The organism is Pseudolysinimonas sp., from assembly GCF_049651805.1.
Taxonomy (GTDB): domain Bacteria; phylum Actinomycetota; class Actinomycetes; order Actinomycetales; family Microbacteriaceae; genus Pseudolysinimonas_A.
In genome coordinates this window covers 1-24,807 of the sequence record NZ_JBASCU010000024.1, presented here as the reverse complement: position 1 = coordinate 24,807, position 24,807 = coordinate 1, and the positions used below count along the sequence as shown (strand labels likewise).

Annotated in this window: 33 protein-coding genes and 1 pseudogene; 25 read left to right on the top strand and 9 right to left on the bottom strand. The window is 69.2% G+C overall.

The window, feature by feature from the left end:
* Nucleotides 1–72 precede the first annotated feature (72 nt).
* The 3 genes from WBL06_RS06030 (at nucleotide 73) to WBL06_RS06020 (ending at nucleotide 1,753) form a co-directional block, all read left to right on the top strand.
* On the top strand, nucleotides 73–414 hold the full coding sequence (locus tag WBL06_RS06030) for a PadR family transcriptional regulator (protein WP_424455071.1): 342 nt from the start codon (nucleotides 73–75) through the stop codon (nucleotides 412–414).
* Nucleotides 411–1,367: a hypothetical protein gene (locus WBL06_RS06025; RefSeq protein ID WP_424455070.1), complete on the top strand. Its 957-nt coding sequence runs from the start codon at nucleotides 411–413 to the stop codon at nucleotides 1,365–1,367. The genes WBL06_RS06030 and WBL06_RS06025 overlap by 4 nt, the downstream gene beginning before the upstream one ends.
* A 62-nt stretch (nucleotides 1,368–1,429) precedes the next feature.
* Nucleotides 1,430–1,753 carry a DUF2469 family protein gene (locus WBL06_RS06020; protein WP_424455069.1) on the top strand — a complete coding sequence of 108 codons (324 nt, stop codon included), beginning with the start codon at nucleotides 1,430–1,432 and terminating at the stop codon, nucleotides 1,751–1,753.
* Between the two features lie 51 nt (nucleotides 1,754–1,804).
* Here the strand turns inward: WBL06_RS06020 and WBL06_RS06015 are convergent, their stop codons facing one another.
* Nucleotides 1,805–2,659: a trypsin-like serine protease gene (locus WBL06_RS06015; protein WP_424455068.1), complete on the bottom strand. Its 855-nt coding sequence runs from the start codon at nucleotides 2,657–2,659 to the stop codon at nucleotides 1,805–1,807.
* Between the two features lie 205 nt (nucleotides 2,660–2,864).
* Between WBL06_RS06015 and WBL06_RS06010 the strand changes: the two genes are divergently transcribed.
* From WBL06_RS06010 to WBL06_RS05985, 6 genes are all read left to right on the top strand, one after another.
* Nucleotides 2,865–3,227 (top strand): YraN family protein, encoded by a 363-nt coding sequence (locus WBL06_RS06010; protein ID WP_424455067.1) that lies wholly within the window; start codon nucleotides 2,865–2,867, stop codon nucleotides 3,225–3,227.
* On the top strand, nucleotides 3,227–4,777 hold the full coding sequence (locus tag WBL06_RS06005) for a YifB family Mg chelatase-like AAA ATPase (protein ID WP_424455066.1): 1,551 nt from the start codon (nucleotides 3,227–3,229) through the stop codon (nucleotides 4,775–4,777). The genes WBL06_RS06010 and WBL06_RS06005 overlap by 1 nt, the downstream gene beginning before the upstream one ends.
* Nucleotides 4,774–5,955 (top strand): DNA-processing protein DprA, encoded by a 1,182-nt coding sequence (dprA, locus tag WBL06_RS06000; RefSeq protein ID WP_424455065.1) that lies wholly within the window; start codon nucleotides 4,774–4,776, stop codon nucleotides 5,953–5,955. Before WBL06_RS06005 ends, dprA begins: the two co-directional genes overlap by 4 nt.
* Before the next feature lie 141 nt (nucleotides 5,956–6,096).
* The gene (locus WBL06_RS05995; RefSeq protein WP_424455064.1) at nucleotides 6,097–6,282 is read left to right on the top strand and encodes a hypothetical protein; all 186 of its coding nucleotides are present in this window, start codon (nucleotides 6,097–6,099) and stop codon (nucleotides 6,280–6,282) included.
* 9 nt (nucleotides 6,283–6,291) lie between these two features.
* Nucleotides 6,292–7,227: a phosphodiesterase gene (locus WBL06_RS05990; RefSeq protein ID WP_424455063.1), complete on the top strand. Its 936-nt coding sequence runs from the start codon at nucleotides 6,292–6,294 to the stop codon at nucleotides 7,225–7,227.
* Nucleotides 7,228–7,275: 48 nt separating this feature from the next.
* Entirely contained in the window at nucleotides 7,276–8,184 is a 909-nt protein-coding gene (locus WBL06_RS05985) for a tyrosine recombinase XerC (RefSeq protein ID WP_424455062.1), read from the top strand.
* A 3-nt stretch (nucleotides 8,185–8,187) separates the two neighbouring features.
* On the opposite strand, the gene WBL06_RS05980 is transcribed toward WBL06_RS05985, so the two are convergent.
* Genes WBL06_RS05980 through WBL06_RS05970 form a run of 3 tightly spaced genes read right to left on the bottom strand, consistent with a single transcriptional unit; the run spans nucleotide 8,188 to nucleotide 9,895 of the window.
* Nucleotides 8,188–8,553, bottom strand: coding sequence for a cupin domain-containing protein (locus tag WBL06_RS05980; RefSeq protein ID WP_424455061.1), 366 nt, complete (start codon nucleotides 8,551–8,553; stop codon nucleotides 8,188–8,190).
* Complete coding sequence (locus WBL06_RS05975; protein ID WP_424455060.1) at nucleotides 8,550–8,933, bottom strand: hypothetical protein; 384 nt, start codon at nucleotides 8,931–8,933, stop codon at nucleotides 8,550–8,552. The genes WBL06_RS05980 and WBL06_RS05975 overlap by 4 nt, the downstream gene beginning before the upstream one ends.
* Entirely contained in the window at nucleotides 8,933–9,895 is a 963-nt protein-coding gene (locus tag WBL06_RS05970) for an NAD(P)-dependent alcohol dehydrogenase (protein WP_424455059.1), read from the bottom strand. The genes WBL06_RS05975 and WBL06_RS05970 overlap by 1 nt, the downstream gene beginning before the upstream one ends.
* 78 nt (nucleotides 9,896–9,973) lie before the next feature.
* Between WBL06_RS05970 and WBL06_RS05965 the strand changes: the two genes are divergently transcribed.
* Nucleotides 9,974–10,636 carry a TetR/AcrR family transcriptional regulator C-terminal domain-containing protein gene (locus WBL06_RS05965; RefSeq protein WP_424455058.1) on the top strand — a complete coding sequence of 221 codons (663 nt, stop codon included), beginning with the start codon at nucleotides 9,974–9,976 and terminating at the stop codon, nucleotides 10,634–10,636.
* Here the strand turns inward: WBL06_RS05965 and WBL06_RS05960 are convergent.
* Nucleotides 10,621–11,082: a M23 family metallopeptidase gene (locus WBL06_RS05960; RefSeq protein ID WP_424455057.1), complete on the bottom strand. Its 462-nt coding sequence runs from the start codon at nucleotides 11,080–11,082 to the stop codon at nucleotides 10,621–10,623. The two genes, WBL06_RS05965 and WBL06_RS05960, sit on opposite strands and share 16 nt — an antisense overlap.
* Before the next feature lie 88 nt (nucleotides 11,083–11,170).
* Complete coding sequence (locus WBL06_RS05955) at nucleotides 11,171–11,599, bottom strand: hypothetical protein (protein ID WP_424455056.1); 429 nt, start codon at nucleotides 11,597–11,599, stop codon at nucleotides 11,171–11,173.
* Between the two features lie 126 nt (nucleotides 11,600–11,725).
* Between WBL06_RS05955 and WBL06_RS05950 the strand changes: the two genes are divergently transcribed.
* On the top strand, nucleotides 11,726–12,076 hold the full coding sequence (locus WBL06_RS05950) for a winged helix-turn-helix transcriptional regulator (RefSeq protein ID WP_424455055.1): 351 nt from the start codon (nucleotides 11,726–11,728) through the stop codon (nucleotides 12,074–12,076).
* 2 nt (nucleotides 12,077–12,078) lie between these two features.
* Here WBL06_RS05950 and WBL06_RS05945 read toward each other — a convergent pair whose 3' ends face one another.
* The gene (locus WBL06_RS05945) at nucleotides 12,079–12,912 is read right to left on the bottom strand and encodes a serine protein kinase RIO (protein WP_424455054.1); all 834 of its coding nucleotides are present in this window, start codon (nucleotides 12,910–12,912) and stop codon (nucleotides 12,079–12,081) included.
* Between the two features lie 352 nt (nucleotides 12,913–13,264).
* Between WBL06_RS05945 and rpsB the strand changes: the two genes are divergently transcribed.
* From rpsB to WBL06_RS05875, 14 genes are all read left to right on the top strand, one after another.
* Entirely contained in the window at nucleotides 13,265–14,275 is a 1,011-nt protein-coding gene (rpsB, locus tag WBL06_RS05940) for a 30S ribosomal protein S2 (protein ID WP_424455053.1), read from the top strand.
* A 34-nt stretch (nucleotides 14,276–14,309) separates the two neighbouring features.
* Nucleotides 14,310–15,134 (top strand): translation elongation factor Ts, encoded by an 825-nt coding sequence (tsf, locus tag WBL06_RS05935; RefSeq protein ID WP_424455052.1) that lies wholly within the window; start codon nucleotides 14,310–14,312, stop codon nucleotides 15,132–15,134.
* A 206-nt stretch (nucleotides 15,135–15,340) separates the two neighbouring features.
* Complete coding sequence (locus WBL06_RS05930; RefSeq protein WP_424455051.1) at nucleotides 15,341–15,766, top strand: hypothetical protein; 426 nt, start codon at nucleotides 15,341–15,343, stop codon at nucleotides 15,764–15,766.
* Nucleotides 15,767–15,786: 20 nt separating this feature from the next.
* Nucleotides 15,787–16,029 carry a type II toxin-antitoxin system Phd/YefM family antitoxin gene (locus tag WBL06_RS05925; RefSeq protein ID WP_424455050.1) on the top strand — a complete coding sequence of 81 codons (243 nt, stop codon included), beginning with the start codon at nucleotides 15,787–15,789 and terminating at the stop codon, nucleotides 16,027–16,029.
* Nucleotides 16,026–16,415 carry a type II toxin-antitoxin system VapC family toxin gene (locus tag WBL06_RS05920; RefSeq protein WP_424455049.1) on the top strand — a complete coding sequence of 130 codons (390 nt, stop codon included), beginning with the start codon at nucleotides 16,026–16,028 and terminating at the stop codon, nucleotides 16,413–16,415. Before WBL06_RS05925 ends, WBL06_RS05920 begins: the two co-directional genes overlap by 4 nt.
* A gap of 24 nt (nucleotides 16,416–16,439) precedes the next feature.
* Nucleotides 16,440–17,180: a UMP kinase gene (pyrH, locus tag WBL06_RS05915; RefSeq protein WP_424455048.1), complete on the top strand. Its 741-nt coding sequence runs from the start codon at nucleotides 16,440–16,442 to the stop codon at nucleotides 17,178–17,180.
* A complete protein-coding gene (locus WBL06_RS05910; protein WP_424455047.1) occupies nucleotides 17,177–17,998 on the top strand; it encodes a DUF3097 domain-containing protein in 822 nt (273 codons plus the stop codon). The genes pyrH and WBL06_RS05910 overlap by 4 nt, the downstream gene beginning before the upstream one ends.
* A 187-nt stretch (nucleotides 17,999–18,185) precedes the next feature.
* Nucleotides 18,186–18,359 carry a hypothetical protein gene (locus WBL06_RS05905; protein WP_424455046.1) on the top strand — a complete coding sequence of 58 codons (174 nt, stop codon included), beginning with the start codon at nucleotides 18,186–18,188 and terminating at the stop codon, nucleotides 18,357–18,359.
* Between the two features lie 89 nt (nucleotides 18,360–18,448).
* Nucleotides 18,449–18,967: a ribosome recycling factor gene (gene frr / locus WBL06_RS05900; protein ID WP_424455097.1), complete on the top strand. Its 519-nt coding sequence runs from the start codon at nucleotides 18,449–18,451 to the stop codon at nucleotides 18,965–18,967.
* The gene (locus tag WBL06_RS05895) at nucleotides 18,967–19,920 is read left to right on the top strand and encodes a phosphatidate cytidylyltransferase (RefSeq protein WP_424455045.1); all 954 of its coding nucleotides are present in this window, start codon (nucleotides 18,967–18,969) and stop codon (nucleotides 19,918–19,920) included. The genes frr and WBL06_RS05895 overlap by 1 nt, the downstream gene beginning before the upstream one ends.
* A 28-nt stretch (nucleotides 19,921–19,948) precedes the next feature.
* Nucleotides 19,949–20,512 (top strand): DivIVA domain-containing protein, encoded by a 564-nt coding sequence (locus WBL06_RS05890; protein WP_424455044.1) that lies wholly within the window; start codon nucleotides 19,949–19,951, stop codon nucleotides 20,510–20,512.
* 128 nt (nucleotides 20,513–20,640) lie between these two features.
* Entirely contained in the window at nucleotides 20,641–21,210 is a 570-nt protein-coding gene (locus WBL06_RS05885; protein WP_424455043.1) for a lytic transglycosylase domain-containing protein, read from the top strand.
* 57 nt (nucleotides 21,211–21,267) lie between these two features.
* On the top strand, nucleotides 21,268–21,552 hold the full coding sequence (locus tag WBL06_RS05880) for a hypothetical protein (protein WP_424455042.1): 285 nt from the start codon (nucleotides 21,268–21,270) through the stop codon (nucleotides 21,550–21,552).
* A 10-nt stretch (nucleotides 21,553–21,562) separates the two neighbouring features.
* Nucleotides 21,563–22,279: an alpha/beta hydrolase gene (locus WBL06_RS05875; RefSeq protein WP_424455041.1), complete on the top strand. Its 717-nt coding sequence runs from the start codon at nucleotides 21,563–21,565 to the stop codon at nucleotides 22,277–22,279.
* A 177-nt stretch (nucleotides 22,280–22,456) separates the two neighbouring features.
* On the opposite strand, the gene WBL06_RS05870 is transcribed toward WBL06_RS05875, so the two are convergent.
* Nucleotides 22,457–23,518 (bottom strand): AI-2E family transporter, encoded by a 1,062-nt coding sequence (locus WBL06_RS05870; protein ID WP_424455040.1) that lies wholly within the window; start codon nucleotides 23,516–23,518, stop codon nucleotides 22,457–22,459.
* 56 nt (nucleotides 23,519–23,574) lie between these two features.
* A pseudogene (locus WBL06_RS05865) lies at nucleotides 23,575–24,807 on the bottom strand (hypothetical protein); the annotation flags it as partial.

Genomic DNA, 24,807 nt, shown 5'->3' with positions numbered 1-24,807 from the left:
TGCTGCGCACCCGAGTCCGGACGATGCCAGCTCTGCTTGCGTTACTGTGCGAGACTATGTACTGTGTACGACATGGTAACCCCGGCCGACACCGCGAAGCACGAGCACGACCTCCGCAAGGGCGTCCTCGTGCTCGCCGTGCTGTCGCAGCTGCGCACCCCGCAGTACGGCTACTCGCTACGGCAGGCGCTCGGCGAGCGCGGCATGCCGATCGAGGAGGGCACGTTGTATCCACTGCTCCGGCGGCTCGAGGCGCAGGGGCTGCTCGACTCGCGCTGGCAGGCCGACGGCGGACCGCCGCGCCGCTATTACGAGCTCAGTGCCGGTGGCACCGAGCTCTTCCGCGAACTCACCGCCGCGTGGGGCTCACTCACGACGGTCATGGATCACCTGTTGGAAGGACCGACCTCATGAACCCCGAAGCCATCATCGACACGTACGTCGACGACGTGGTCCGCCGCCTCCCGCGAGGCAAGCGGGCTGATGTCGCGTTCGAGCTGCGCTCGCTGCTGGGCGAGGAGCTGCAGGGACGGGCATCCGATGCCGGCCGACCGGCCGACGCCGCGATGGCCGACGAGCTGCTGAAGGGGTTCGGCGCTCCAGTCGACGTGGCTGACCGGTACCGGCCGGCGGGCTTCACGATCATCCGTCCCGCCGACGCTCCCACGTTCGCCTGGGTCGCCCTCGTCGGGGTGGGGGTGCAATGGATCCTGACGCTGATCGCCACCTTCGCAACCCCAATGGATGCCTCGGCGCCCGGCGGAGACTGGCTGAGCCGTCTCGGCAGCTGGTGGCTGAGTTGGGGTCTCGGCGCATTCTGGTGGCCGGGTTTCATCGTGACGATCACCATGATCGCGGCGCTCATCGCCTCGCGCCGCAAGCAGACCGACGCGGTTCGACCGCCGAAGACGGCGGTCATCGACCGCGACCGGGTCAAGCGGCCCGTGGTGGCGCTCTACATTGCGCTCGGCGTGCTCGGGGCGGCGATCGCGCTCGCGCTGCCGACTCTTTCGCGATGGGCGCCCGGTCTTCCCCAACCCGTTGTGGACGCGTTCGCCTTCGATGGAACCTTCCTCGCCGTAAGGGCGGGCTGGGTGATCCTGTTGTGGCTCGTCATCCTCGCGATCGGGATCGCTGTGCTGATCGCCGGTCGCTGGAGCACCGTGACCCGCAGGATGGCGCTCGCGTCCAATGTCGCCTGGCTCGCGCTCCTGCTGTGGTGGCTGCTCGCCGGACCCATCTTCGTGTCGCCGGCCGCGGACTCGGTCACGAAGGGATGCCTCGTCCTCGTCGGGTTGTTGTTCGTGCTCGACGTCGTGCTGTCGGTGCGGCGGATGTCCAGGACGGTTCCCGTTCCCTCGACGTAGTGCGAACATGGCCGACGAAGCGCGCCGCGAGGGTCGGGCCCAGCGAAGCTAGACTCGTCGGAATGGACGAGGACGACTTCGAAGACTACGACCGCGAGGTCGAGCTGGCGCTCTACAAGGAGTACCGCGACATCGTCGGCCAGTTCCGCTACGTCGTGGAGACCGAGCGACGGTTCTATCTCGCCAATGAGGTGACGCTCGAGCGCAAAGACACCGAGCACGACTTCTACTTCGAGCTCACGATGAACGACGTGTGGGTGTGGGATGTCTACCGCTCCGACCGCTTCGTGAAGAGCGTGCGCGTGCTCACCTTCAAAGACGTCAACGTCGAGGAGCGCGCCGACAAAGATCTCGAGCTGCCGAAGGAACTCGCGCTCGACGAGTAAAGCCCGCCCCCGGCACTGAGCGCCGAGGACGGGCCGTCCCACCGCTTCGGGTCAGACCCCGAAGGTTGCGAGCCAGTCGGCGACGACGGGGATGTCGAGCCGCTGGTAGCCGCCGAGATAGCGGCAGTTGGCGGTGTAGCCGTAGCTCGTCACGGCGACGATCTCACCGTTCAGGTACACCGGTCCGCCCGAGTCGCCGAAGCAGGTGCCACCGGTGCCGTGCTGATCGTTCGGGTTGCCGTTGGTCTGCAGAATCTGCGGCGTGAGCTTCTGGCCGGGCATCTCGACGTAGCGGCGCAACAACGGGTACGTCATCGGCTGCGGCTTCTGCGGGCCCGAGTCGGGCTTGCGCATCTCGGTGCCGTAGCCGACGGCGGTGAACAGCGTCTTCGAGATATCGCTCTTCTTGATGGCGTCGAGGGTGCCCAGGGCGGCGATGTCGGCGTACCCGTCACCGAAGGAGGCCACCGGCTCATCGAGCACGATGACGCCGACGTCGTTCCAGTTGTCGAGGTCGGTGAAGCCCGAGTACTGCGGGTGCGTGTACGCGGTGCCCGAGATGTAGCCCGCCGCAGCGAGCTCAGCCGGGGTATAGCCGACCGTCGGGTCGGCGGCGAGGGGGAACCCCGACGGCGGCTCTTCGGCGATGACCGATTCGAAGGTGACGAGGGTCGACCCGAGGGTTCCCTCGGTGCAGTGGGCGGCGGTGACGACGACCGTCGGCGACACCAGTGTCGCGCTACAGCGGTAGCGGCCGTCTTCGGCGTAGAACAGGATGAGCCCGACATCCGGGTGCAGGTCGCCGTCGGGCTCCCCTCCCGTCGTCGCGTTCGCGGGTGCGACGCCGAGCCCGAGGCTCGCGATCGCGACCAGTCCGGTGAGACCGGCGATGAGGCGCTTGTTCATGGATTCCCCCTTCGTGGATATCCGGACGGCTCTTGTGGATGTCCGGATGCTTCGGTCTGAGTCTCACCCGCGCCCCCCGTTCGGGGGTAGACAGATGAGAGCACTCTCATCTTTTGCGTCCTTCCCAGCGGTGGGCAGTTTCGGTTGTGCGCACCCGACGGGCCGACGTCGACCCGAGCCTCACGTCATCCGCGACCCTTACGGCATGGCAGCGAAAGACGACCTCGGCCGACGCGGTGAGCGCATCGCCGAACGCGCTCTCACGGGGCGCGGCTACGAGATCCTCGACCGTAACTGGCGCTGCCCCGAGGGCGAGATCGATCTCGTCGCGCTCGACGGCGAGGCTCTCGTCTTCATCGAGGTGAAGACCCGCACGTCCACGGCGTTCGGGCATCCGTTCGAGGCGATCACGCCCGGCAAGTTGTCGCGGCTGCGTCGGCTCGCCGCGGCCTGGCTCGCGGCGCGCGGCCCCGTGCGACGAGCGACCCGGCTGCGTATCGACGCGATCGGCGTCATCGCGCCGCGCAACGCCCCGGCCAGCATCGAGCACCTCGAGGGGATCTTCTGATGAGTGGCAGCCTGACGCGCGTCGCCCGCACCCACGCGATCGCCCTGCTGGGGCTCGACGGCACCGTCGTCGACATCGAGGCCGACATCTCGAATCAGCTGCCCGGATTCGTGCTCATCGGGCTGCCCGATCTCGCCCTCGGGCAGGCGCGCGAGCGGGTGCGGGCGGCGGCGGCGAACGCCGGATGTCCGATCACCCACCGCAAGCTGACGATCAACCTCTCGCCCGCCGCCCTGCCGAAGCACGGAACGACGTTCGATCTCGGCATCGCGATGGCGGCACTTGCCGCCGACGGGATCGTGCCGCGCGAGAGCGTCGATCGCGTCGTGCATCTCGGTGAACTCGCGCTCGACGGGCGGCTACGACCGACCCCCGGCATCCTGCCGTCAGTTCTCGCGGCGGCCCGGGCGGGGTTCCGCACCGTGCTCGTGCCGGCGGGCAATGCGGCCGAGGCGGCGTTAGTCGACGGCATTGCGGTCGTCGGGGTCGCGTCAGTGCGCGAAGCGGCGATCTGGCACGGCGCGGCACTCGAGCCGCTCGAGGTCGACCCCCTACTGCTTCCGTCGCTCGCCGTTGCGGCGGCGACCGACGAAGGCGACCTCGCGGATGTCGTCGGCAATCGGGATGCCGTGGAGGCACTGCAGGTGGCGGCCGCGGGCGGGCACCACCTCTTCCTACTGGGGCCGCCCGGGGCCGGCAAGACGATGCTGGCGAGCCGGCTGCCCGGCATCCTTCCCGATCTGCCGACCGAAGCCGCGCTCGAAGTCTCGTCGCTGCGGTCACTGTCGGGACTGCCGGTCGGCGATCGACTCGTGACCCGTCCACCTCTCGAGGCGCCGCACCACACCGCCTCACCCGCGGCTATCGTCGGGGGAGGCAGCGGGATGCTGCGGCCCGGTGCCGCTGCTCGCGCCGCACATGGCGTGCTGTTCCTCGATGAAGCGCCGGAGTTTTCACCGCACGCGCTCGACGCCCTGCGGCAGCCGCTCGAGTCGGGCGTCATCACGGTTTCGCGGGCGGCGGGCACGGCGCGCTTCCCTGGGCGGTTCCAGCTCGTGCTCGCAGCCAACCCGTGCCCGTGCGGCAACGCCGGGTCGCGTGATCAGGAGTGCCTATGCACGCCGTTCGCGCAGCGCCGCTACCTCGGTCGGCTGTCCGGTCCGCTGCTCGACCGGGTCGACATCCGCCTGCGCGTCGAGCGCATCACGGCCGCCCAGTTGCGCACCGCCGACGAGGGGGAGCGGGTCGACTCGGCTACCGCGCGCGGCCGGGTTGAACGCGCGCGGGCGGTGGCCGGGCAGCGGCTCGCGGCGACACCCTGGCGGCTCAACGCTCAGGTTCCCGGCACTTGGCTGCGGTCGCCCGCCGGGGTTCCGGCTCGAGGCGCGACGGCCGTACTCGACAGGGCGCTGGAGCGCGGCGGAATCACCATGCGCGGGTACGACCGCGTGCTCCGGATGGCTTGGACGCTCGCGGATCTCGACGACGCCGCGCGCCCCGACGCAAGTCATGTGGGCCGTGCCTTGCTGTTGCGGAGGGCGGCGGCATGATCGCCCGGGTTCCCGCCGCCGAGGCAGCTGCCCTGGTGCGTGCCGTCACGCCCGACCGCGAGCTCGACCGCGACGCGATCGCCGAACGGTTCGCGCGGGCACGCTGGTCGGCGATCGCCGAACCGGGGGATGCCGACGCCGGGCGTCTGATCGCGGCCACCGGTGTGACGCAGAGTGTCGAGCATCTCGCCATCGGCACAGCGGCAACCACGCTCGACGAGGTCGCGGGCGGCTCGTTTGCCGAGGCACTCGACCGGTGGCGTCCGCGTGTCCGCCAAGTCGACACGGCGCTGCACCTGCGGCAGGCCGCCCGATTCGGGGCGCGACTCGTGATCCCGGGCGACCCGGAGTGGCCGGTGGGCCTCCACGATCTCGGGGTCCACGCGCCGCCGGCGCTCTGGGTGCGCGGCGACGCATCTCTGCTCGGGAGACTCGAACGGTCGATCGCGATCGTCGGAGCGCGTGCGGCGACCGGCTACGGCGAACACGTCACCATCGAGGCCGCGAGCGGGCTCGTCGACCGGGGATTCGCGATCATCTCAGGGGCGGCATTCGGGGTGGACGGTGCCGCCCATCGCGCGGCTCTCGCGAGTGGTGGGGCGACGATCGCGTTCCTCGCCGGGGGAGTCGATCGCTTCTACCCGAGCGCGCACGAGACGCTGCTCACCCGCATCGTCGAGCGCGGTGCGGTCGTCTCCGAGGTGCCGCTCGGCACCGCTCCGACGAAATGGCGGTTCCTGCAGCGGAATCGGCTCATCGCGGCCGCTGCCAGCGCCACAGTCGTCGTCGAGGCGGGGTGGCGGTCGGGGTCGCTCAACACCGCCGGGCACGCCGCCCAGCTCGGCCGCCCGCTCGGCGCGGTGCCGGGCCCGGTCACGTCGTCGGCATCCGCGGGATGTCATCGCCTCATCCGCGAATACGACGCCGTCTGCGTCACCACCGCGCAGGAGATGGCCGAACTCGTCGACCCCTCGGGCGCGCCGACGCTCTTCACGGGCGACCCGAGCCCCGAACGCATCCGCGTGCTCGACGCCCTCACTCGCTCCGGCCGCTTCGTGCCCCAGATCGCCGCCATCTGCGGGATGTCGATCGACGCGGTGCGCGCCGAGCTCGGGATGCTCGAACTCGATGGGCTCGCCGTCGCGGGTCCGACCGGCTGGCGTCGGGTGTCGAGTTGAGGGTCACCATGGGAGCATTGGGCATCACAGTCGCGCTCCGAGTCGAGCGGCCGTCGTGACCCGCGCCCTGGAGCGCGATCGGCGACGGCGTCTCGCCCTCGCCGATGTCGAGATCTTGACGCGCACGGGTGGCTCCGTCCGGTGCTCGTTCTCACCCGCGAACTCGTGCGGCCACATCTTCGCCGGGTGACGGTCGCGCCGATCACCTCGATCGTGCGGGGGTTGTCCACCGAGGTCGTCGTCGGCGCGCGCAACGGTCTCGAACACGGCTCCGTGGTCAACCTCGACAACATCCTGACGATCCCCGCGACGGACCCCACCGCGTAGAGTGCGCGCATGGTGCAACTGGGCCAATTCCCCCCGGCGCGGCACGTGATCGCGCACATCTCCGACACCCACCTGCTCGGCGGGCGCCGCCCGCTCTACGGAAGCGTCGACACCGACCCGCCGCTCGTGCACGCACTCGAACTGCTCGGCCGGTCGAATCTGCCCATCGAGGCCCTCGTCTTCACTGGCGACCTCGCCGATCTCGCCGAGCCCGACGCCTACGCGCGCCTCCGCAGCATCGTCGAACCGGCCGCCGCGAAGATCGACGCGAAGATCGTCTGGGTCATGGGAAACCACGACGAGCGCCCCGAATACTCGGCGGGTCTGTTCGGCGAAGAGACCACCGCCCCGCAAGACCGCGTTGAGACGGTTGGCGGGCTGCGCATCATCTCGCTCGATTCCACCGTGCCGGGTCACCACCACGGCGACCTGCTCGACAGCCAGCTCAGTTGGCTGTGTGACGTGCTCGCGGAACCCGCGCCCGACGGCACGATCCTCGCCCTGCACCACCCGCCGCTGCCCTCGCCGGTCGAGATCATGGCCATCCTCGAACTGCAGGGCATGCACCGGCTGGCCGACGTCATCCGCGGCACCGACGTGCGCGCCATCCTCGCCGGACACCTGCACCATGCGATGTCGGGGATGTTCGCCGGCGTCCCGGTGTCGGTCGCGGCGGCCACCTGCTACACGATCGATCCGAGTGCGCCGGTGGGCAGCCTGCTCGGGGTCGACGGGGCGCAGTCGATCAACCTGGTGCACGTCTACGACGACCAGATTCTGCACTCCGTCGTGCCGGTCAGCGAGACCCGGCCGGTGTCGGGGTTCCCCGACTCGGTGCTCGAGCGCCTCGCCCAGCTGACCCACGACGAGCGCATCGCGGCGTTCTCGAGCAAGACCTCGACGTTCAACCTCGCCGAAGTGGAGTCGAGCGCGGCAGGGGCATAGGCGGCGGGGCACTCCGGCTTCGTCACCGGTTGGCGCGACGATTGCCCTGTGGATCTCCGCGCCGCGATGGACGGGTACGCCCGACACCTCGAACTCGATCGCGGCTTCAGCGTGCACACCATCCGCGGCTACCGCACCGACCTCGCCGACCTCGCCGGCTTCGCCGAGAGCACCGGCGTCGATGACACCGGCGGCCTCGACCTCGAGCTGCTGCGCGGCTGGCTGTGGCGTGGCTCCACGGCGGGCCTCGCGAAGTCGACCCTCGCCCGGCGTAGCGCCGCCGCCCGCGGCTTCACCAAGTGGCTCGCGACGACCGGAACAGCGGATGCCGACCCCGGCGTGCGCCTGAAAGCCCCGCGCCCCGATCGGCACCTACCGCGCGTGCTCACCCGCCACCAGGTCGACGAACTGCTCGACGACCTCGCCGCCCGAGCGAGCACCACCGAGCCGAACGCCGTACGCGACCTCGCCCTGATCGAACTGCTCTACGCGTCCGCGCTGCGGGTGAGCGAACTCGTCGGAGCGCGGGTCGCCGATCTCGACCGGGAGCGGATGACCCTCCGGGTGACCGGCAAAGGCGACAAGCAGCGCGTGGTGCCGTTCGGCATCCCAGCCCGCCGTGCGCTCGACGGCTACCTCGACGACGCGCGGGCCGCGCTGCTCGACGGTCGCGACGACCCGGGCACGATCTTCGTCAGTGCCCGCGGCCGGCCGCTCAGCACGCGAGCGGTGTACGAACTCGTGGCGCGGCTGCTCGCCGACCTGCCCGGCTCCGGTCCGGCCGGCCCGCATGCGTTCCGGCACACCGCCGCGACGCATCTGCTCGACGGGGGAGCTGACCTGCGGGCGGTGCAAGAGCTACTCGGCCACGCGAGTCTCGCGACGACACAGATCTACACCCACGTCTCGGCCGAACGCCTCAAGGAGTCGTACCAGCTCGCCCACCCGCGGGCCTGACGCTCACGAGAGCTCGCGCACCTCGACGGTGCGGTCGCCGCCCGCGTCGCCGGTGTTGACGGTGCCCCGCCGCTCGACGAGCACGACGTGGGTCTCTTCGTCGGCGCGTGGGCAGTGCTCCACCCCGCGCGGCACGACATAGAGGTCGTTGGGGCCGAGTTCGACGTCAGCGTCGCGCAGCTGGATCGTCAGTCGCCCCGATACGACGAGGAAGAGTTCGTCGGTCTCGGGGTGGGTGTGCCAGACGAACTCGCCCTGCACCTTCACGACCTTCACGTCGTAGTCGTTGATGCTCACCACCCGGTGGGCCGACCAGTGGTCGGTCACCTGCGAGAGGGCTTCGATGAGGTTGCGCACGCCGTCGGTCATCCAGCCACCGTAGCCTCGGGTCGCCACGCGAGGGCCTGCCAGATCGTGACACCGTTCAGCAAGATCCCGACAACGATGAGCATGTTGTCGTAGAAGCCTTCGTACGGTAGCCCGGAGAGGTTGAAGATGACCAGGAATCCGGCCACGATCACGGTGATCCACACGAGCGGCGTCGCGGGCACGAGCAGCGAGACCAGGATCATCACGATCGGCAGCAGCATCACGACCGCGGCGACCGTCCACATCCACCCGGCGGCCTCCCGGCCCGCCATGCGACCCGGCGTGAAGTGCCCTGCGAAGATGCGCAGCACGTCGCCCAACAGGTAGATCAGCATGAGCGAAACCCAGCAGGCGGCGAGCACGATGCGCGTCGGGTCCATCAGGCACCCGGCCGCACGACGATGTTGCCCACCTTGCGGCCCGAGTCGACCCGCCGGTACGCATCGACGATTCCCCCGAGCGGATGCGACGCCTCGATGAGCGGGTCGAGCACCCCGCCCGCCGTCAGCTCCAGCACCGTTTCGATGACCTCGCGACTTTCGGATGCCGGGCCGGCCTTCACCGGCCCGCGCGCCGCGAGCATCTCACCAAGCCCCGCGACGGCGAGCAGCAACACGCCGCCTTCGGCCAGCAGCGCGCGGCCGGACGCCGGGCTGACGTTGCCGACGGTGTCGAACACGACGTCGAAACGCTCGCCCCGGGCCTGCAGCACGTCGAGCGACGTTCGGCGGTAGTCGATCGTGCGCTCGGCCCCCAGGCGCTTCACGAGCTCCGCATTCGCGGCGCTCGTCATTCCGGTCACCTTCGCCCCGAAGTGCCGTGCGAGCTGCACCGCGCTCGTGCCGACCGCGCCCGAGGCGCCGTTGACGAGCACCGTCGCACCGGCCGTGAGCCCCGCCTTGTCGCGCAGATAGTCGAGGGCGGTGATGCCGCCGAACAGCACCGCGGCTGCCGCATCGTGCGTGACGGACGCGGGGGTGGCGACGAGCTTCGCGGGCGTCGTCACGAAGAACTCGGCGTGGGCGCCCATCCGCGATCCGGTCATGCCCGACACGCGGTCGCCCACGGCAAAACCGCGCACGCCCTCACCGAGCGCCGCGACCTCACCCGAGAAGGCGACACCGAGGATGCGGTGGCGCGGCCCGCGAACACCCATCACCACGCGGGCTGGCACGGCGAAACCCTTGGGGAAGCGGCCGGAGCGCAGACGGGCGTCGCCGCTCGTCACGGGAGCCGCCATCACGCGCACGAGCACCTCACGCGCCCGCGGGCTCGGGGTGGGCACCTCGCGCATCTGCGCGATCTCGGGGGGGCCGTACCGCTCGACGACGACTGCACGCATTCGCTTCTCCTTACGCCTGTAAGTCACTGTTGAGGTACCGTAGCCTTACAGACGTAAGAGTGCAACTCGGGAGGGCGCATGGCGGCACGAACCCCCCTCACGCGCGAGCGCATCGTGGATGCGGCAGCCGCCGTCGCCGACGAGAGCGGCCTGGCCGGCGTCAGTATGCGCAGCGTCGGCAAGCGACTCGGCGTCGAGGCGATGTCGCTCTACCACCACATCGCGGCCAAAGAGCAGCTCCTCGACGAGCTGGCCGACTGGGTGTTCGGCCGTATCGGATCGCCGTCGCCGCAGGCGGGGTGGCGTGACGGGATGCGCGCGCGAGCCCACTCCGCCCGCGAGGTGCTGTCGGCGCATCCCTGGGGGCTCACCCTCGTCGAGTCGCGGCGCGCCGCCGGGCCCGTGCTGCTGGAGCACCACGACGCCGTGCTCGGATGCCTGCGCCGCAACGGTTTCAGTGTCGTGCTCGCCGCGCACGCATTCTCGGTCCTCGACGCGTACGTGTACGGATTCGTGCTCACGGAGCAGAACCTGCCGTTCAAGCCGGGCGAGCGGGTCGAGGATTTCGTGGCCGAACTCCCGACGTTCGACGAGCGCTACCCCTACATGCTTGAGATGGTCAACGAGATGATCGTCGGGCAGGACTACGCGTACGGCAACGAATTCGATCACGGGCTCGAGTTGATCCTCGACGCCCTGACCGCGCGGCTCGCGACAGAGGCGGGTCACTCGAGCGGGTAGAGCACGGCGTGCTCGATCCCGCCGAGAAAGAGCAGCGGGTTGACGTACTCCCCGTCGACGCGGGCGCCGAGGTGCAGGCACGGGGTGGCGCAGTGTCCGGGCAGCAGGGTGCCGATGACCTCCCCCTGTGCCACCCGATCGCCGGTCGCGACGACCGGCTCGACCGGCTCGAACGACGACAGCACTCCGCCGGCGTGCCGGATGGAGATGACCGGTCGGTCGACGACGAACCCGGCGAAGTGCACGACTCCCGCGGCGGGCGCACGCACCTCGACCCCGGCATCCGCCCGGATGTCGAGCCCGCGATGACCCGCCGTGTACGGCGTCTCGGGCGCGATGAACGGCCGGGCGATCGGATGCGGTGCCGGTACCGGCCACGCCCACAGCTGCGAGGAGCCGAGGGTGAGAACCACCGCGAGGGCTGCGAGAAGGCGAGGCGGTCGCATCCGTTCAGGGTGTCGCCCCCGTCCGAGCCGCGCACGGCGACGGCCTCGGACGGGGGAGCGACCCGCCACTGTCAGGCTGGGGAGGACGTCAGGCGGCGGCGTGCTCCGGCCGCGGTGCGACGGGCGCGACGTCGAAGGCGCCGCCGCGCGGGAACCCGATGAGAAGCCCCACGACGAACAACGGCGGCAGGAACAAGGCGGTGGATGCTTGCGCCACCGTCAGCAGGCCGGTCGCGATGAATGCCAGGGTCGTGACCCAGTCGATGGCCTGCACGCCGATCATCGCGACGATCCACGAGCGGTGACGGACGGGATCGCGGAAGGCGAGCACCAATCCGTACGCGAACCCCAGGGCGCGGGCGCCGAACATGGCGAATATCCATGGCACCCAGGCGGGCACGGGGTCGAGGCCGACCGCGGCGACGAACGGACCCGAGGCGAACGTGAAGATGAGGGCGAGTGCGACCTGGAACGCGGTCACGACGACCAGGGTGATGCGGAGGATGGTGCGACGCATGGCGTCTCCCTTCGAGGGCTCCGACCGTCGGAGCGGAGACCAGCTTCACCACCGGCAGTTCACAAAGTAAAGTAGTTACAAAATAGTGGAGTAGTTTCCGCCACGAAACTAAGAAGGGTGGAATCCATGGGTTCACCAGGGTGCCCGATCGATCGCGCCGTGCGCATCCTCGACGGCAAGTGGACGCTGCTCGTGCTGCGTGAGTTCTTCGAGCGCGGCACCCGTCGGTTCGGCGAACTCCGGGATGCGCTCCCGGGGGTCAGCCCGAAGACCCTCACCGAACGCCTCCGCACGATGGAGCAGCAGGGAATCGTGCACCGCGAAGTCTTCCCGGTCATCCCGCCCCACGTCGAGTACTCGCTCACCCCCCTCGGACGTTCCCTCGCTCCGGTCATCGACACGCTGCGCGAGTGGGGGTCGACCTCCGGGGTCGCGGTCGAGGAACTCTTCGAGTCGGCAACGTCACCGGGCCGCTGACCTCACAGCAGTTCCGCCACCGCCTGCGCGAACAGCTCGCCTCCGTCGCAGCGGTGGCCGCGCCGCGTGAACCAGTCGCAGACGTTGCGGCAGTCGCGCTCGAGCAGAGCCATCCCGTTCGGGTTGGCCACGACATCCACCAGTTGCGGCAGATCGATGGCCACGACGCGCCCCTCGTACACGAGCAGGTTGTACGGCGACATGTCACCGTGCGCGCACCCCTCGTGGGCCAGGGCGAGCACGATCGCGGCGACCTGCGCGTACAGGTCGGCGAGCTCGGTGCCGGTGGCGGGGGATGCCGACAGTCGCGGCGCCGCCGACAGCCCGTCGCCGATGAACTCCATGAGCAGCTCGGTGCCGTTGACCTGTACCGGGTAGGGCACCGGTATCCCGATCCCGTGCAGCCGCGACAGCGCCTCGAACTCGGCGTACGACCACGCGGCCGCCGCCACCCGCCGCCCGTAGCTGCTGCCGCGTTCGACGGCTCGCTGGTCGCGGCTCTTCTTCTCGACGCTGCGGCCCTCGCGGTAGACGCTCGACCGGTGGAAGTCGCGGTGATCCGGTGATCGGTAGCGCTTCGCCGCGAGGATGACGCCCGGTTCCCCGGGAATCGCCCGCTCGATGAGGAACACGTCGGCCTCCTTGCCGGTTTTCAGCACCCCGAGTTCGGTGTCCATCGCCGCCCGCGCCGTGACGACCCAGTCGGGCCACGGCTGAGGACCGCGCTCGCTCGGCGTGATCGCCGGCCACGTGGACCAGCGTTGACCGACACCGGGTTCGACGTCGGCAAAGGTGAAAGTGGGGACGACGAAATCGTCGCCGAAGATATGGCTCAATGAAGTGGCTTCCGGATGAGGAGGCCACGCCGAGTCAGGTCAGGCGGTGGCCTCGAGGATGAGGGGTCGGATCGCGGTCACGACAGAGTCGGTGTTCATCGGATCCTCCAATCTCATCAGGGCCGGTACCCGGACAGGGGCCCAGCGTAGTCCTTCAATCGCCCGCGCTGCTACACTCGAACCCGCACTTCCCTTGTGGGAGTGACTTCGCGTGCCCACGCAGCGCTAGCTGCGAGACACCGGCCCAATTCCTTCAGTCCTCTCTCGGAAGAGAGCGGCGGATGCGCGCCCGGGCACTAGGGATCACGGCATCCGCCAGATGATCAGACAACTGAGAAAAAGGAGTACGGCCATGGCCGTCGTCACCATTCGCCAGCTGCTCGACAGCGGCGTTCACTTCGGACACCAGACCCGCCGGTGGAACCCGAAGGTCAAGCGCTTCATCCTGACCGAGCGCTCCGGCATCCACATCATCGACCTGCAGCAGTCGCTCGCGTACATCGACAAGGCGTACGAGTTCGTCAAGGAGACGGTCGCCCACGGCGGCACCGTGCTCTTCGTCGGCACCAAGAAGCAGGCGCAGGAGACCGTGGCCGAGCAGGCGCAGCGCGTCGGCCAGCCCTACGTCAACCAGCGTTGGCTCGGCGGGCTGCTCACCAACTTCCAGACGGTCTCCAAGCGCCTCGCGCGCATGAAGGAGCTCGAGGAGGTCGACTTCGAGGACACCACCAAGGGGTTCACGAAGAAGGAACTGCTCATCAAGAAGCGCGAGCTCACCAAGCTGCACAAGTCGCTCGGCGGTATCCGCAACCTGACGAAGACCCCGAGCGCGATCTGGGTCATCGACGCCAAGCGCGAGCACCTCGCGGTCGACGAGGCCACGAAGTTGGGCATCCCGATCATCGGCATCCTCGACACCAACGCCGACCCCGACGAGCTGCAGTACCCGATTCCGGGTAACGACGACGCGATCCGCTCGGTAGCCCTGCTCACCCGCATCATCGCGGATGCCGCTGCCGAAGGTCTCGTGCAACGTCACGCCGCGCCGGCCGCCGAAGGCAACGTGTCGGCCGTCGAGCCGCTCGCCGAGTGGGAAGCCGAACTGCTCGGCGCCTCCGAAGCTGCGGCGCCCGCCGCCGTCGAAGAGACCGCTGCCGAGGAGCCCGTCGCGCCCGCTGCTGAGGAGCCTGCCGCCGAAGCTGACGTTGCCGAGGCGCCCGCTGGGGCCCCCGCCGAGGCCGAGGCCGAAGCTCCCGCTGAGGCTGAAGCCGAGAAGCCGGCCAAGAAGCCGGCAGCGAAGAAGCCCGCCGCGAAGAAGACCGAGGAGCCGGCTGACCAGGCCGAGGCTCCGGTCGCCGAATAACCAGACGACAAGCACGAGAAGTTAGGAAACATCCATGGCCATCAGCCTGGAAGACGTGAAGGCGCTGCGCGAACGGCTCGGCACCGGAATGGTCGACACCAAGAACGCGCTCGTTGAAGCCGACGGTGACATCGAGAAGGCCGTCGAGATCCTGCGGCTCAAGGGTGCGAAGGGCAACGCGAAGCGTGCCGACCGCTCCACGAGCGAAGGCCTCATCGCCGTCGTCGAATCCGCCACCGCGGTCACGATGATCGAACTCGCGTGCGAGACCGACTTCGTCGCCAAGAACGAGAAGTTCATCGCGCTGGCCGACCAGGTCGTGCGGGCGCTCGCCGACTCCGGCGCCGAGACCGTGGATGCGGCGCTCGCCGTCACCACCGGCAGCGGCACCGTCGGCTCGCTCATCGAAGACCAGGCCGCCATCATCGGCGAGAAGGTCGAACTGCGTCAGGTCGCCCGGGTCGCTGGCGAGAAGTTCGCCGTCTACCTGCACCGCACGAGCAAGGACCTGCCGCCGCAGATCGGTGTCGTCGTCGCCTACACCGGTGACGACGCCGAGACCGCGCGGGGCATCGCCCAGCACATCTCGTTCGCCGCGCCGATCTACCTCACGCGCGACGAGGTGCCGCCGGCCGAGGTCGAGAACGAGCGCCGCATCGTCGAGCAGATCAGCCGCGACGAAGGCAAGCCCGAAGCCGCCTTGCCGAAGATCGTGGAAGGTCGCCTCGGCGCCTTCTTCAAGCAGGTGTCGCTTCTCGAGCAGGAGTACGCCCGCGACAACAAGCTGATCATCGCGAACGTCGCCAAGGATGCCGGGCTCACCATCAGTGGGTTTACCCGGTTCAAGGTGGGCGCCTAGCTTTACGCGGCACGGGAGGCTGGTGGCCTTTCTGAAAGTCAAGAGCGGGGACCCCTCCCCCGATTGACTTTCAGAAAGGCCACCAGCCTCCCTCGTCTTTGCTGAGACTTGGGGGCTTGTCCTCCCCAGCTGCTCCTTGGCGCCGGGATGCACAATCCGGGACTGCGCTTCGGGCCGAGCCATCCGGGGCGTTGGAGAGTCGGGGGATGCCGATCTCTCCGTTTGATGACGTGGCCGATATTTCGCTCGCTACCGACGAGGCGCTGCTCGAGAGGGTGCGCGATCTGGTTGAGGGCGCCTATCGCCAGCAGCTGTGGTTCATGTTCCTCGATGCGGGCGACCGCCAGCTGCCGCTCCTGATCCCTTTCGACGTGCCGGATCGCCCGGACGAGGAGCATCACGACCGGCTCGATCCGTTTGTCGCCGATCTCGTCGACGAGGTGCGACCTCGCAGCATCGTCGTCGTGCTTGAGCGGCCCGGCCGCCACGAACTGACCCCGGGCGATCGGGAGTGGTTCGCCGTCGTCGACCGGGCATGCCGCGCGGCCGGGGTGGTGCGGCGCGGGCCGATCCTGGCGCACGACGACGGGTTCCGGTGGATCGCGCCTGAAGACCTGGCCGGCACGAGGTGAACCAAGTAAACTTGGTCAACATGGCCGAGCAGGTGAATGTGCAGGATGCGAAGACCCGACTGTCCGAGCTACTGGCCCGCGTCGAGCGGGGCGAAGAGATCACCATCGCGCGCGCGGGTCGTCCCGTCGCCCGGCTGATCGCGATCGTGGAACCGCCGAGACGCGAGCTGGGGTTTCTGAAGCTTGGCCCCGTCCCTGATTCAGTTTTCTTCGACCCGCTGCCCGACGACGAACTCGAGCTCTGGGAGGGCGGCGGCCTATGAGGCTTCTGCTCGACACCCATGTCGTGTGGTGGGCGCTCTACGATTCGGCGCGCCTTTCAGCAACGGCGCGCGACGCGATCAGCGATGCGAGCAATGACCTTGTGTTCTCGCCGGTCACGCCATGGGAGATCGCGATGAAGCATCGGATCGGGCGATTCCCTGAGGCGGCGACGCTCGTCGCGACGTTCCCAGAAAGTGTCGCAAAGCTCGGGATGGTCGAGCTGCCCATCGCGAGTCGCCACGGCCTGCTGGCCGGTCGCCTGGAATGGGAGCACCGTGACCCGTTTGACCGGATGCTCGCGGCCCAGAGCATCCTCGAAGGTGCTCGCCTCGTCACCGCGGATCGGGCGTTCTCGACGCTCCCCGGGGTCGACATCTTCTGGTAACGCGCGCCCGTTACGCTGGGGATCGTGCCCAAGAAGAAGCAGAAGCGTCGTCGCGTACTTCTGAAGTTGTCGGGTGAGGCGTTCGGTGGGGGGATGCTCGGGGTCAACCCCGACGTCGTCAGCGCGATCGCCCGCGAGATCGCCGCAGCCGCGCCGAAGAACTCATCCGACGAAGGCGGGGTCGAGATCGCGGTGGTCGTCGGCGGCGGCAACTTCTTCCGCGGCGCGGAGCTCAGCCAGCGCGGCATGGACCGCGGCCGGGCCGACTACATGGGCATGCTCGGCACGATGATGAACGCCCTCGCTCTACAGGACTTCCTCGAGCAGGCCGGAGCCGGCGTGCGGGTGCAGTCGGCGATCGCGATGACGCAGGTCGCCGAGCCCTACATCCCGCTGCGGGCCGAGCGGCATCTTGAGAAGGGCCGCGTCGTGATCTTCGGCGCCGGCGCCGGGCTGCCGTACTTCTCGACCGACACGGTGAGCGCCCAACGCGCACTCGAGATCGGCGCGGATGCCGTGCTGGTCGCGAAGAACGGCGTCGACGGGGTCTACGACGACGACCCGCGCACCAACTCGAAGGCGAAGAAGCTCGACGAGATCTCGTACCAAGAGGCGCTCGTGCAGGGCCTCAAGGTCGTCGACTCGACCGCGTTCAGCCTCTGCATGGACAACGGGATGCCGATGGTCGTGTTCGGCATGGAGCCCGCCGGCAACATCACGAGGGCGCTCAAGGGCGATCGGTTGGGGACACTGGTCCGCGCGTGACCGATCGCTACGGCGAGGACGTTCTCGCCGGTGACTGGCGCGCCGCGGGCCGCCCGGTCGTTCCCGAGGTGCCGGCCGACCGCGATCTCGTCGTCGAACGTGCCGACGGCTTCGTGGGCGCGGTCGTCGGCGTTGCGAAGCAGACCGTCGAACTCGAAGACCGCAAGGGGCGCGTGCGGGCGTTCCCGCTGGGCGCCGGCTTCCTCGTAGATGGCGAGCCCGTCATCCTCGTCGCCCCGCGTGCCGCGCCCGCGCCGACAGCCCGTACGGCATCCGGAAGTCGCGCGGTGTCGCAGCAGCGTGCCCGCGTCGCCCGCGAGAGTCGCCTTTACGTCGAGGGCCGCCACGACGCCGAGCTGATCGAGAAGGTGTGGGGCGCCGACCTGCGGGTCGAGGGCGTCGTCGTCGAGCTCCTCGACGGCGCCGACAACCTGTCCGATGCCCTCACCGACTTCGAGCCGGCGCCCGGCCGCCGCGCGGGCGTGCTCCTCGACCACCTGGTCGCCGGCTCGAAGGAGAGCCGCATCGCCGCGCAGGTGGCGAGCCCCGACGTGCTCGTCGTCGGGCACCCGTTCGTCGACGTCTGGCAGGCCGTCAAACCCGCACGGCTCGGGCTCGCGGCGTGGCCGGTGATCCCGCGCGAGGTCGAGTGGAAGCACGGCGTCTGTGCAGCCCTCGGCTGGCCGCACGACGATCCAGCGGCGGTCGCGGCGGCCTGGCAGCGCATCCTCGACCGGGTGCGCGGCTACGGCGACCTCGAACCCGAGCTGCTCGGTCGCGTCGAGCTGCTCATCGACTTCGTGACGGCCCCGGAATGACCAGCCAGTCGTGGTCGTGCTGCTCGACCCGCTTCGTGGCCCGACGAATTGGACTGCGGCGCGGGGGTTCCGTGGGGGCTGCCGGGTTGGCGCTCATCCCGATCCTGCTGCACGCCGGAACCAACCTCGTCGAGGCTGTGCTGCGGGCATCCCCGCCGGGCGGCCGTGGGGCGTCGTACGCGCCACCGTGCGCACCCACTGGCGCGAGGTACTCGTCGTCGCCGTGCTGCCGCCGACGGCGTATCCCTGCATCCTCTTCGCCCTACAGCTCGCGCCGGTCGCCGTCGTCGCTCGCGCGCGCGAGATCAGCGTCGTGTTCGTCGGTCTGGCCGGAATCGCCGTGCTGGCCGTCGCGCGCTAGACATCCGCGCGAACGCCTAAGCTCGGGAAACGGATGCGAAGGAGTGTGCCGTGACGATCGCCGATGTCCTCACCGAAGCCCGCGACAAGATGGACCGAGCGGTCGAGGTCGCCAAAGACGACTTTTCGACGGTACGCACGGGGCGTGCCAACCCCGCCCTGTTCCAGAAGATCCTCGTCGAGTACTACGGCACTCCGACCCCGCTCGCCCAGCTCGCGAGCCTGCAGAACCCCGAGGCGCGCACCCTCATCGTGACACCGTACGACAAGTCGGCGCTCAAAGAGATCGAGCGCGCGATCGCCACCTTCCCCAACCTCGGCGCGACGCCGACCAACGACGGCGCGATCATTCGCGTGACCATGCCCGAGATGACCGAAGATCGCCGCAAGGAGTACATCAAGATCGTGCGTGGCAAAGGCGAAGACGCCAAGGTCGCGATCCGCAACGTGCGTCGCAAGGCGAAGGACGATTTGGATGCCTTCGGCAAAGAGGTCGGCGAAGACGAAATCGCGCGCGCCGAGAAGGAACTCGACGCCGCAACGAAGCATCACGTCGACGCGATCGACGACGCCCTCAAGCGCAAGGAAGCCGAGCTGCTCGAGGTCTGATGGCTGAGACTCCGCCTCCCCAGACTCCGCCGGCCAAAAGGCCCACCCCGTTCGACGACCTCGAACATCGCGTCGAAGAGGCGCGCGCCCAGTTCGATGAAGCCAACGCCAAGATCAACGCGCGTACCGGGCGCAACCTGCTCGCCGCGATCGGCATCGGGCTGACCCTCGGCGGACTTTTCCTGGTGAGCCTCATCCTCCTGAAGTGGCTGTTCATGATCCTCGCGGCGGTGTTCATCGCCCTCACCGTCTTCGAGCTGGCGAGCGCCCTGCGGTATGCGGGCCGCGACGTGCCGCGGGTGGTGTCGACCGTGGTCGCCGTCGCGACGGTGCCCGTTGCCTTCTTCTTCGGGGTCGAAGGGCTCTGGCTCGCGCTGCTCGCCGGCATCGTGATCGTCTCGCTGTGGCGCCTGGGCGAGCAGCTGCGACCCAGCCACCGGGCGGGCGCGAGCGGCCTGTTCGGCGACATCGGGGCCGGCGCCTTCGTGCAGGTGTACGTGACCTTCATGGCGGGTCTGTACGTCGTGCTCGTCGGACTCGAGGGCGGCGAGTGGTGGACGCTCGCGTCGATCGTCATCGTCGTCGTCACCGATATCGGCGCCTACGCGTCGGGCCTCGCCTTCGGCAAACACAAGCTGGCGCCGACCATCAGCCCCGGCAAGACCTGGGAGGGCTTCGCCGGCTCGGTCGTCGCCGCCGTGGTCGCCGGCATCCTGTTCGGGTGGCTCATGCTGGGCCAGCCCTGGTGGGTGGGCCTGGTGATCGGGGTGCTGCTCGCCCTCGTCGGCACGATGGGCGACCTCACCGAGTCGCTCATCAAGCGCGACCTCGGGGTGAAAGACATCTCCACCTGGCTGCCGGGACACGGCGGGTTCCTCGACCGCCTCGACTCGATCCTGCCGTCGGCCGCCGTTGCCTATGTGATCTACCTCGTCGTGACCAGCCTCGCCTAGGCGAATTCGCATCCGAGCGCCCCGTAGCATGGAGGTCGTGAGCACGACCTTTCCCCGCGTGAAGCGCGGTTCCGGGTATGACATCGACGAGGTCGAGGACTTTCTCGAGGACGCGCGTCGCGCGTACACCGGCGACCGGGGATCAGCTCAGGTGGTGACGGCCGCCTCGATTCGCCAGATGGGCTTCACCATGAAGCGCGGCGGCTACTCGCCGGCCGACGTCGACTCCGCGCTGGAACGGCTCGAAGACGCCTTCGCCGCCCGGGAACGCGATCGAGCGCTCGCCGAACTCGGCAACCAGGGCGCCTACCAGCGGGCGCGTTCCGAGGCGCAGGTGCTTCTCGACCGCTGCACCCGGCCGCGCGGCCACCGCTTCGATCGCGTCGGCATCCTCACCGGTGGCTACTCGGTGCGCGACGTCGACGCGTTCGCCGACCGCATCGTGCGCTACCTCCAGCAGGGCACCCCGCTGACGGTCGCCGACGTGCGCGGCGTCGTCTTCGCGGCCCAGCGGGGCGGCTACCTCGAGACGCAGGTGGATGTCGTGCTCGACGCCGTCGTCGACCTCCTACAGGCGGTCAAGACCCCGTAGCGGGATGCCGCGACCAGGATGCGGTGGCCGGTCCCCCGGGTTGGGTTCTGCCTTTTGTCGGGTGCGCCGCGTAAGCTCGGCCAACTGTGAGCGGCTATCGCCGGCGGGGGGCACCGTTTAGTCCCCGTGTGCCGGAACAGATCGTGGAGCGCCATGTGCGCTCCAGCTGGTCGCTGCCCTCATTCGCGTCGATCGTGACGCTGGCGTTTCTCGCAGTCTCGTCGCTGTCGGCGGTGTCGTCGTTCACCCAAGGGGAGGGTGCGCAGGCCGCTCCCGCGTCATCCGTTCAGCCCGGCCAGGGCTTCGCGCTCGGCGACCCCGAGAACCCCGGGGCCGCCCGCGACGGCTTCAGCGTCAGCCGCATCCGAACCGCCCCGGCTGTCGGTGTGCCGGATGCCGGAACGGCGCAGGCGATCGCCTACGACATGGTGCTCGCCTACGGCTGGGATGAGAGCGAGTACGAGTGTCTCGTCGCGCTGTGGAATCGTGAGTCGCGGTGGAACGTCTACGCCAACAACCCGTCGAGCGGGGCCTATGGCATTCCGCAGGCCCTCCCCGGCGACAAGATGGCCAGCGCGGGCGCCGACTGGCAGACCAACCCGGTCACGCAGATCACCTGGGGCCTGGGTTACATCGCCGGGCGCTACGGCACGCCCTGTGGCGCATGGGAGCACAGCGAACGCAGGGGCTGGTACTGAGCCGCTGGTACTGAGCCGCTGGTGCTGATCCGCCACCGGTCGTTTTAGGGTGGGGTCATGCCTCGTTCCAACCGCCGTCGCGAGGAGCAGGCAGAGCTCGACTTCGAGCGGGCACTCGCGGGCCGGTTGCGCAGCGAGGTCAAGCGCGACGGGGCGTGGAACGTGCAGCCGCAGTCGGCATCCTCGGCCATGAAGAACTATCTCTGCCCCGGCTGTGGGTTGGAGATCGAACCGGGCACCGCCCACCTCGTGACCTGGCGCGCCGACGGCATCATGGGGGAGGCCGACGACCTCGCCGCCCGGCGACACTGGCACTCGCACTGCTGGAAGATCCGCAGTTGAGGGGCGCGGCGTGACGATCGAGATCCGGGCCGGGGTCGAGCTGCCCGCCCGCCGGGAAGACATCGAACTGCACACCGACGACGGGCTCACACTCGTCGGCGAGTTGGCGCTGCCGCTCGAGACGCACCCGGTCGCGACGCTCGTCTGCCTGCACCCCCTGCCGACGCACGGCGGCTTCATGGATTCCCACGTCATCCGCAAGATGGCGGCCCGGCTGCCCGCTCTCGCCGACCTCGCCGTCCTGCGCTTCAACTTTCGCGGGGTCACGTCGCCGCGCGGCACGTCGCAGGGCAGTTTCGGTGACGGTATCGACGAACGGCTCGACCTCGCCGCGGCGATGGCGTTCGTCGCGGAGCGGGGCCTGCCTCATCCCTGGCTCGTCGGGTGGTCGTTCGGTACCGAGGTCGCGCTCAAGCACGGGTTGCCGTTCCCGATCGAGGGCGTCATCCTGCTGTCGCCGCCGCTGCGGCGCACGACGCCCGAGGAGCTGGCGCGATGGGCCGACCGCGGTGTTCCCGTGGTCGCGCTCGTGCCCGAACTCGACGACTTCCTCAAACCCGACGCGGCGCGCGAGAAGTTCGCGGTGCTGCCGGATGTGCAGCTCGTCGCCGTCGATGACGCGAAGCACCTCTGGGTGGGCGAGACCCACACCGCGCGAGTGCTGAGCGAGATCGTGCAGCGCGTGAACCCGGCCGCGCTGCCGCTGCCGACGACCTGGGGCGAGTGACCCGAAGGTCCTTTTCGGGGGAAGTCGATCCCGGCTGTCGTCGTTCGCGTCCTGAGTAGGAGGCTCATCGCTCGAGTGGGCCGCCCGCGCTCCGCTCGGAGCCGGGTCGACGCTCGAGACGTGCTGCTGAAGAAGGCCTCGTCGTTGGTCGAGTAGCGCCGCAGCGCGTATCGAGACCTACAGCTCGTTCTGCCGCGGGATGATGACCTGCTTGATGATGAGCAGGATCGCCGCCGCGACAGGGATCGCGATGAGGGCCCCGAGCACGCCGAGCAGCGTGCCGCCGGAGAGCGCGGCGACGACGACGACGACGCCGGGCACCTTGACCGCGCGGTTCATGACCTTCGGGCTGATCAGGTACGCCTCGACCTGCATGTAGACGAGGTACCAGATGCCGACGACGAGAACGGCCGGCCAGCCGTCGAACGCCCACACGGCGAGGGTGATGATGATCGACCCGGTGATCGTTCCGACGAGCGGCACGAGCGAGAACAGGAAGGCCAGGAAGGCCAGCAGCACGGCGTACTCCATCGGGTCGCCGAGGATCCAGCCGAGCACGGTCAGGAAGATGATCGAGAGGATGCCGTTGACGAGGCCCATCGACACCTGACCGACGACGAAACGCCCGACGGAGTCCATGATCTGCTCGGCGATATCGATGAACTTCTCACGCTTCGTCGCCGGTACGAGTTGGTAGAGACCCCGCTTGATGCTCGCCAGCGAAGCGACGAAGTACAGCATCAGGATGAGCACGATGACGGCGCCGAACGCGCCCGCCGCGATTCCGACGACGGTGGTCAGGACGCCGCCCGTGATCGTTGCGAGGTTGTCGTTGAAGAAGTCGGTGATGTTGGTGACGACGTCGGCCCAAGGCAGCCAGGGCAGGGTCTGGTCCCACCAGATCTCGAGCGCACGCTGGCCGACCAGTTCGTCGAAGATGCCCGGGGCACGCTCGATCAGGGTGCTCACCTGATCGGCGATGACGGGGATGATGGCGAGCACGAAACCGGCGACGATCGCGAGGATTCCGGCGAGTACCACGAGGATCGCAACGGGGCGCTTCCAGCCGTGCTTCTCGAGCCACGAGACCAGCGGGTCGACACCGAGAGCCAGGAACAGTGCCGCGCCGACGTAGGTGAGGATGGTCGCGAGCGACCCGAGCGCGGCGCCGATGCCGATCGCCACAAGGACGCCGAGGCCGCCGAACAGCCCGAACCGGAACGCGTTCTGGATCTTCACGAACGCAAGGCTAGCGGCTCCTGGCCCTACCCCGGCCGCGCCACGAAGGCGGCGGGTCAGCCCGCGTGCTCGCGCTCGCGCGTGTCTTCGTCGACCTCGCCGGCATCCGCCTCGTCCGCCTCGTTGGCGGTGTCGTTGGCGGTGTCGTCGGCATCCGCCGCCTCGACGGCGAGCGGCTCGTCGTCGGGCACCCCGGCCGGGAAGCCGTGGTCTTCGGCGATCTTCTCGGCCGACGCGAGAACACCGCGCAGGCTCTGGATGTAGCCGGCGACCGACTCGCGCTCGAGGCGGATCTGCACGAGACGCTCCTCGGCGTCGCCCAACAGTTTCGACGCCCGCTGTTCGGCGTCGGAGATGAGATCCTTCGCGCGTTTCTCGGCCTCATCGACGCGGCTCTTGGCGTTCGCCTTCGCGTCGTCGAGCAGGGCCTTCGCCTCGGCCTTGCTCGTAGTGGCGAGTCGCTGCGCCTCGGCGCGCTGCTCGGCGGCCGCGTTCGTCGCCTCGGCGAGCTGTGCTTGGGCCTCATCGAGGTACTTCTGGGTCGCCTCGGCGGCTTCCTGGTGCTTGCGCACGTACTCCTTCTCGGCCTCGTCGCGACGCGCGGTCAGCTCGACCTCGAGGTCGGCACGCGCCTGCTCGGCGGTCGCCAGCAGTTTCGCCTGGAGACCCTCGGTGTCGTGCTGGATGCGCGCCCGGGTCGTTTCGACCTCCTGGGCGATCTGGGCGCGCTGCTTCGCGATTTCGCGGGCGAGGTCGGTGCGCTGCTTCTCGACCTCCGACGCGAGCGTGGCGCGCGCCTGGGCGATCTCGTTCTCGGCCTCGGAACGGGTGTGCGCGAGTTCGGCCTCGAGCGCGCTGCGCGCCCCGCTCGACTCCGCATCCCACGCCTCGCGGGCGCCGCTGAGCTCGGCGTCGAGCGCGGCGCGGCCGCTGGTGATCTCCGCCTCGAGTTCGGCGCGAACCCGGGCAGCTTCGGCGGTGAGCGCCGCCTGCGAGGCTTTCGTCGACGCCTCGAGTTCCGCGCGGGCGCGTTGGGTGTCGGCATCCAGTGCTTCGTTCGCGGCCTTCGTGTCGTTCTCGAGGGCGATGCGGGCGTCGGCGGTGTCGCGTTCGAGGTTGGTGCGTGCCTCCTCCAGCTCGCGCTCGAGATCCGACCGCAGGCGGGAGCTCTCGGCCTCGAACTCGGCGCGCGTGCGTTCCGTCTCGCGGGCGAGGGCGGCGGCGGCTTCGCGGGCATCCGCGACCTCGCGCTGAGCGGCGGTGCGGAGTTCGGCCAGTTCGTGCTCGAC

Excerpts from the sequence above, each read along its gene's own strand:
- WBL06_RS05980 (WP_424455061.1), bottom strand. The coding sequence starts at position 8,553 with ATGACCGACGGCGTGCGCAACCTCATCGAAGCCCTCTCGCAGGTGACC.
- WBL06_RS05990 (WP_424455063.1), top strand. The coding sequence starts at position 6,292 with ATGGTGCAACTGGGCCAATTCCCCCCGGCGCGGCACGTGATCGCGCAC.
- WBL06_RS05960 (WP_424455057.1), bottom strand. The coding sequence starts at position 11,082 with ATGCGACCGCCTCGCCTTCTCGCAGCCCTCGCGGTGGTTCTCACCCTC.
- frr (WP_424455097.1), top strand. The coding sequence starts at position 18,449 with ATGGACCGAGCGGTCGAGGTCGCCAAAGACGACTTTTCGACGGTACGC.
- rpsB (WP_424455053.1), top strand. The coding sequence starts at position 13,265 with ATGGCCGTCGTCACCATTCGCCAGCTGCTCGACAGCGGCGTTCACTTC.
- WBL06_RS05970 (WP_424455059.1), bottom strand. The coding sequence starts at position 9,895 with ATGCGTGCAGTCGTCGTCGAGCGGTACGGCCCCCCCGAGATCGCGCAG.
- WBL06_RS05880 (WP_424455042.1), top strand. The coding sequence starts at position 21,268 with ATGCCTCGTTCCAACCGCCGTCGCGAGGAGCAGGCAGAGCTCGACTTC.
- WBL06_RS05895 (WP_424455045.1), top strand. The coding sequence starts at position 18,967 with ATGGCTGAGACTCCGCCTCCCCAGACTCCGCCGGCCAAAAGGCCCACC.
- WBL06_RS06010 (WP_424455067.1), top strand. The coding sequence starts at position 2,865 with ATGGCAGCGAAAGACGACCTCGGCCGACGCGGTGAGCGCATCGCCGAA.
- WBL06_RS05955 (WP_424455056.1), bottom strand. The coding sequence starts at position 11,599 with ATGCGTCGCACCATCCTCCGCATCACCCTGGTCGTCGTGACCGCGTTC.
- WBL06_RS05930 (WP_424455051.1), top strand. The coding sequence starts at position 15,341 with ATGCCGATCTCTCCGTTTGATGACGTGGCCGATATTTCGCTCGCTACC.
- WBL06_RS05975 (WP_424455060.1), bottom strand. The coding sequence starts at position 8,933 with ATGGACCCGACGCGCATCGTGCTCGCCGCCTGCTGGGTTTCGCTCATG.
- WBL06_RS06030 (WP_424455071.1), top strand. The coding sequence starts at position 73 with ATGGTAACCCCGGCCGACACCGCGAAGCACGAGCACGACCTCCGCAAG.
- dprA (WP_424455065.1), top strand. The coding sequence starts at position 4,774 with ATGATCGCCCGGGTTCCCGCCGCCGAGGCAGCTGCCCTGGTGCGTGCC.
- WBL06_RS06020 (WP_424455069.1), top strand. The coding sequence starts at position 1,430 with ATGGACGAGGACGACTTCGAAGACTACGACCGCGAGGTCGAGCTGGCG.
- WBL06_RS05965 (WP_424455058.1), top strand. The coding sequence starts at position 9,974 with ATGGCGGCACGAACCCCCCTCACGCGCGAGCGCATCGTGGATGCGGCA.
- WBL06_RS05950 (WP_424455055.1), top strand. The coding sequence starts at position 11,726 with ATGGGTTCACCAGGGTGCCCGATCGATCGCGCCGTGCGCATCCTCGAC.
- tsf (WP_424455052.1), top strand. The coding sequence starts at position 14,310 with ATGGCCATCAGCCTGGAAGACGTGAAGGCGCTGCGCGAACGGCTCGGC.
- WBL06_RS06025 (WP_424455070.1), top strand. The coding sequence starts at position 411 with ATGAACCCCGAAGCCATCATCGACACGTACGTCGACGACGTGGTCCGC.
- WBL06_RS05925 (WP_424455050.1), top strand. The coding sequence starts at position 15,787 with ATGGCCGAGCAGGTGAATGTGCAGGATGCGAAGACCCGACTGTCCGAG.
- WBL06_RS05920 (WP_424455049.1), top strand. The coding sequence starts at position 16,026 with ATGAGGCTTCTGCTCGACACCCATGTCGTGTGGTGGGCGCTCTACGAT.
- WBL06_RS05890 (WP_424455044.1), top strand. The coding sequence starts at position 19,949 with ATGGAGGTCGTGAGCACGACCTTTCCCCGCGTGAAGCGCGGTTCCGGG.
- WBL06_RS06015 (WP_424455068.1), bottom strand. The coding sequence starts at position 2,659 with ATGAACAAGCGCCTCATCGCCGGTCTCACCGGACTGGTCGCGATCGCG.
- WBL06_RS06005 (WP_424455066.1), top strand. The coding sequence starts at position 3,227 with ATGAGTGGCAGCCTGACGCGCGTCGCCCGCACCCACGCGATCGCCCTG.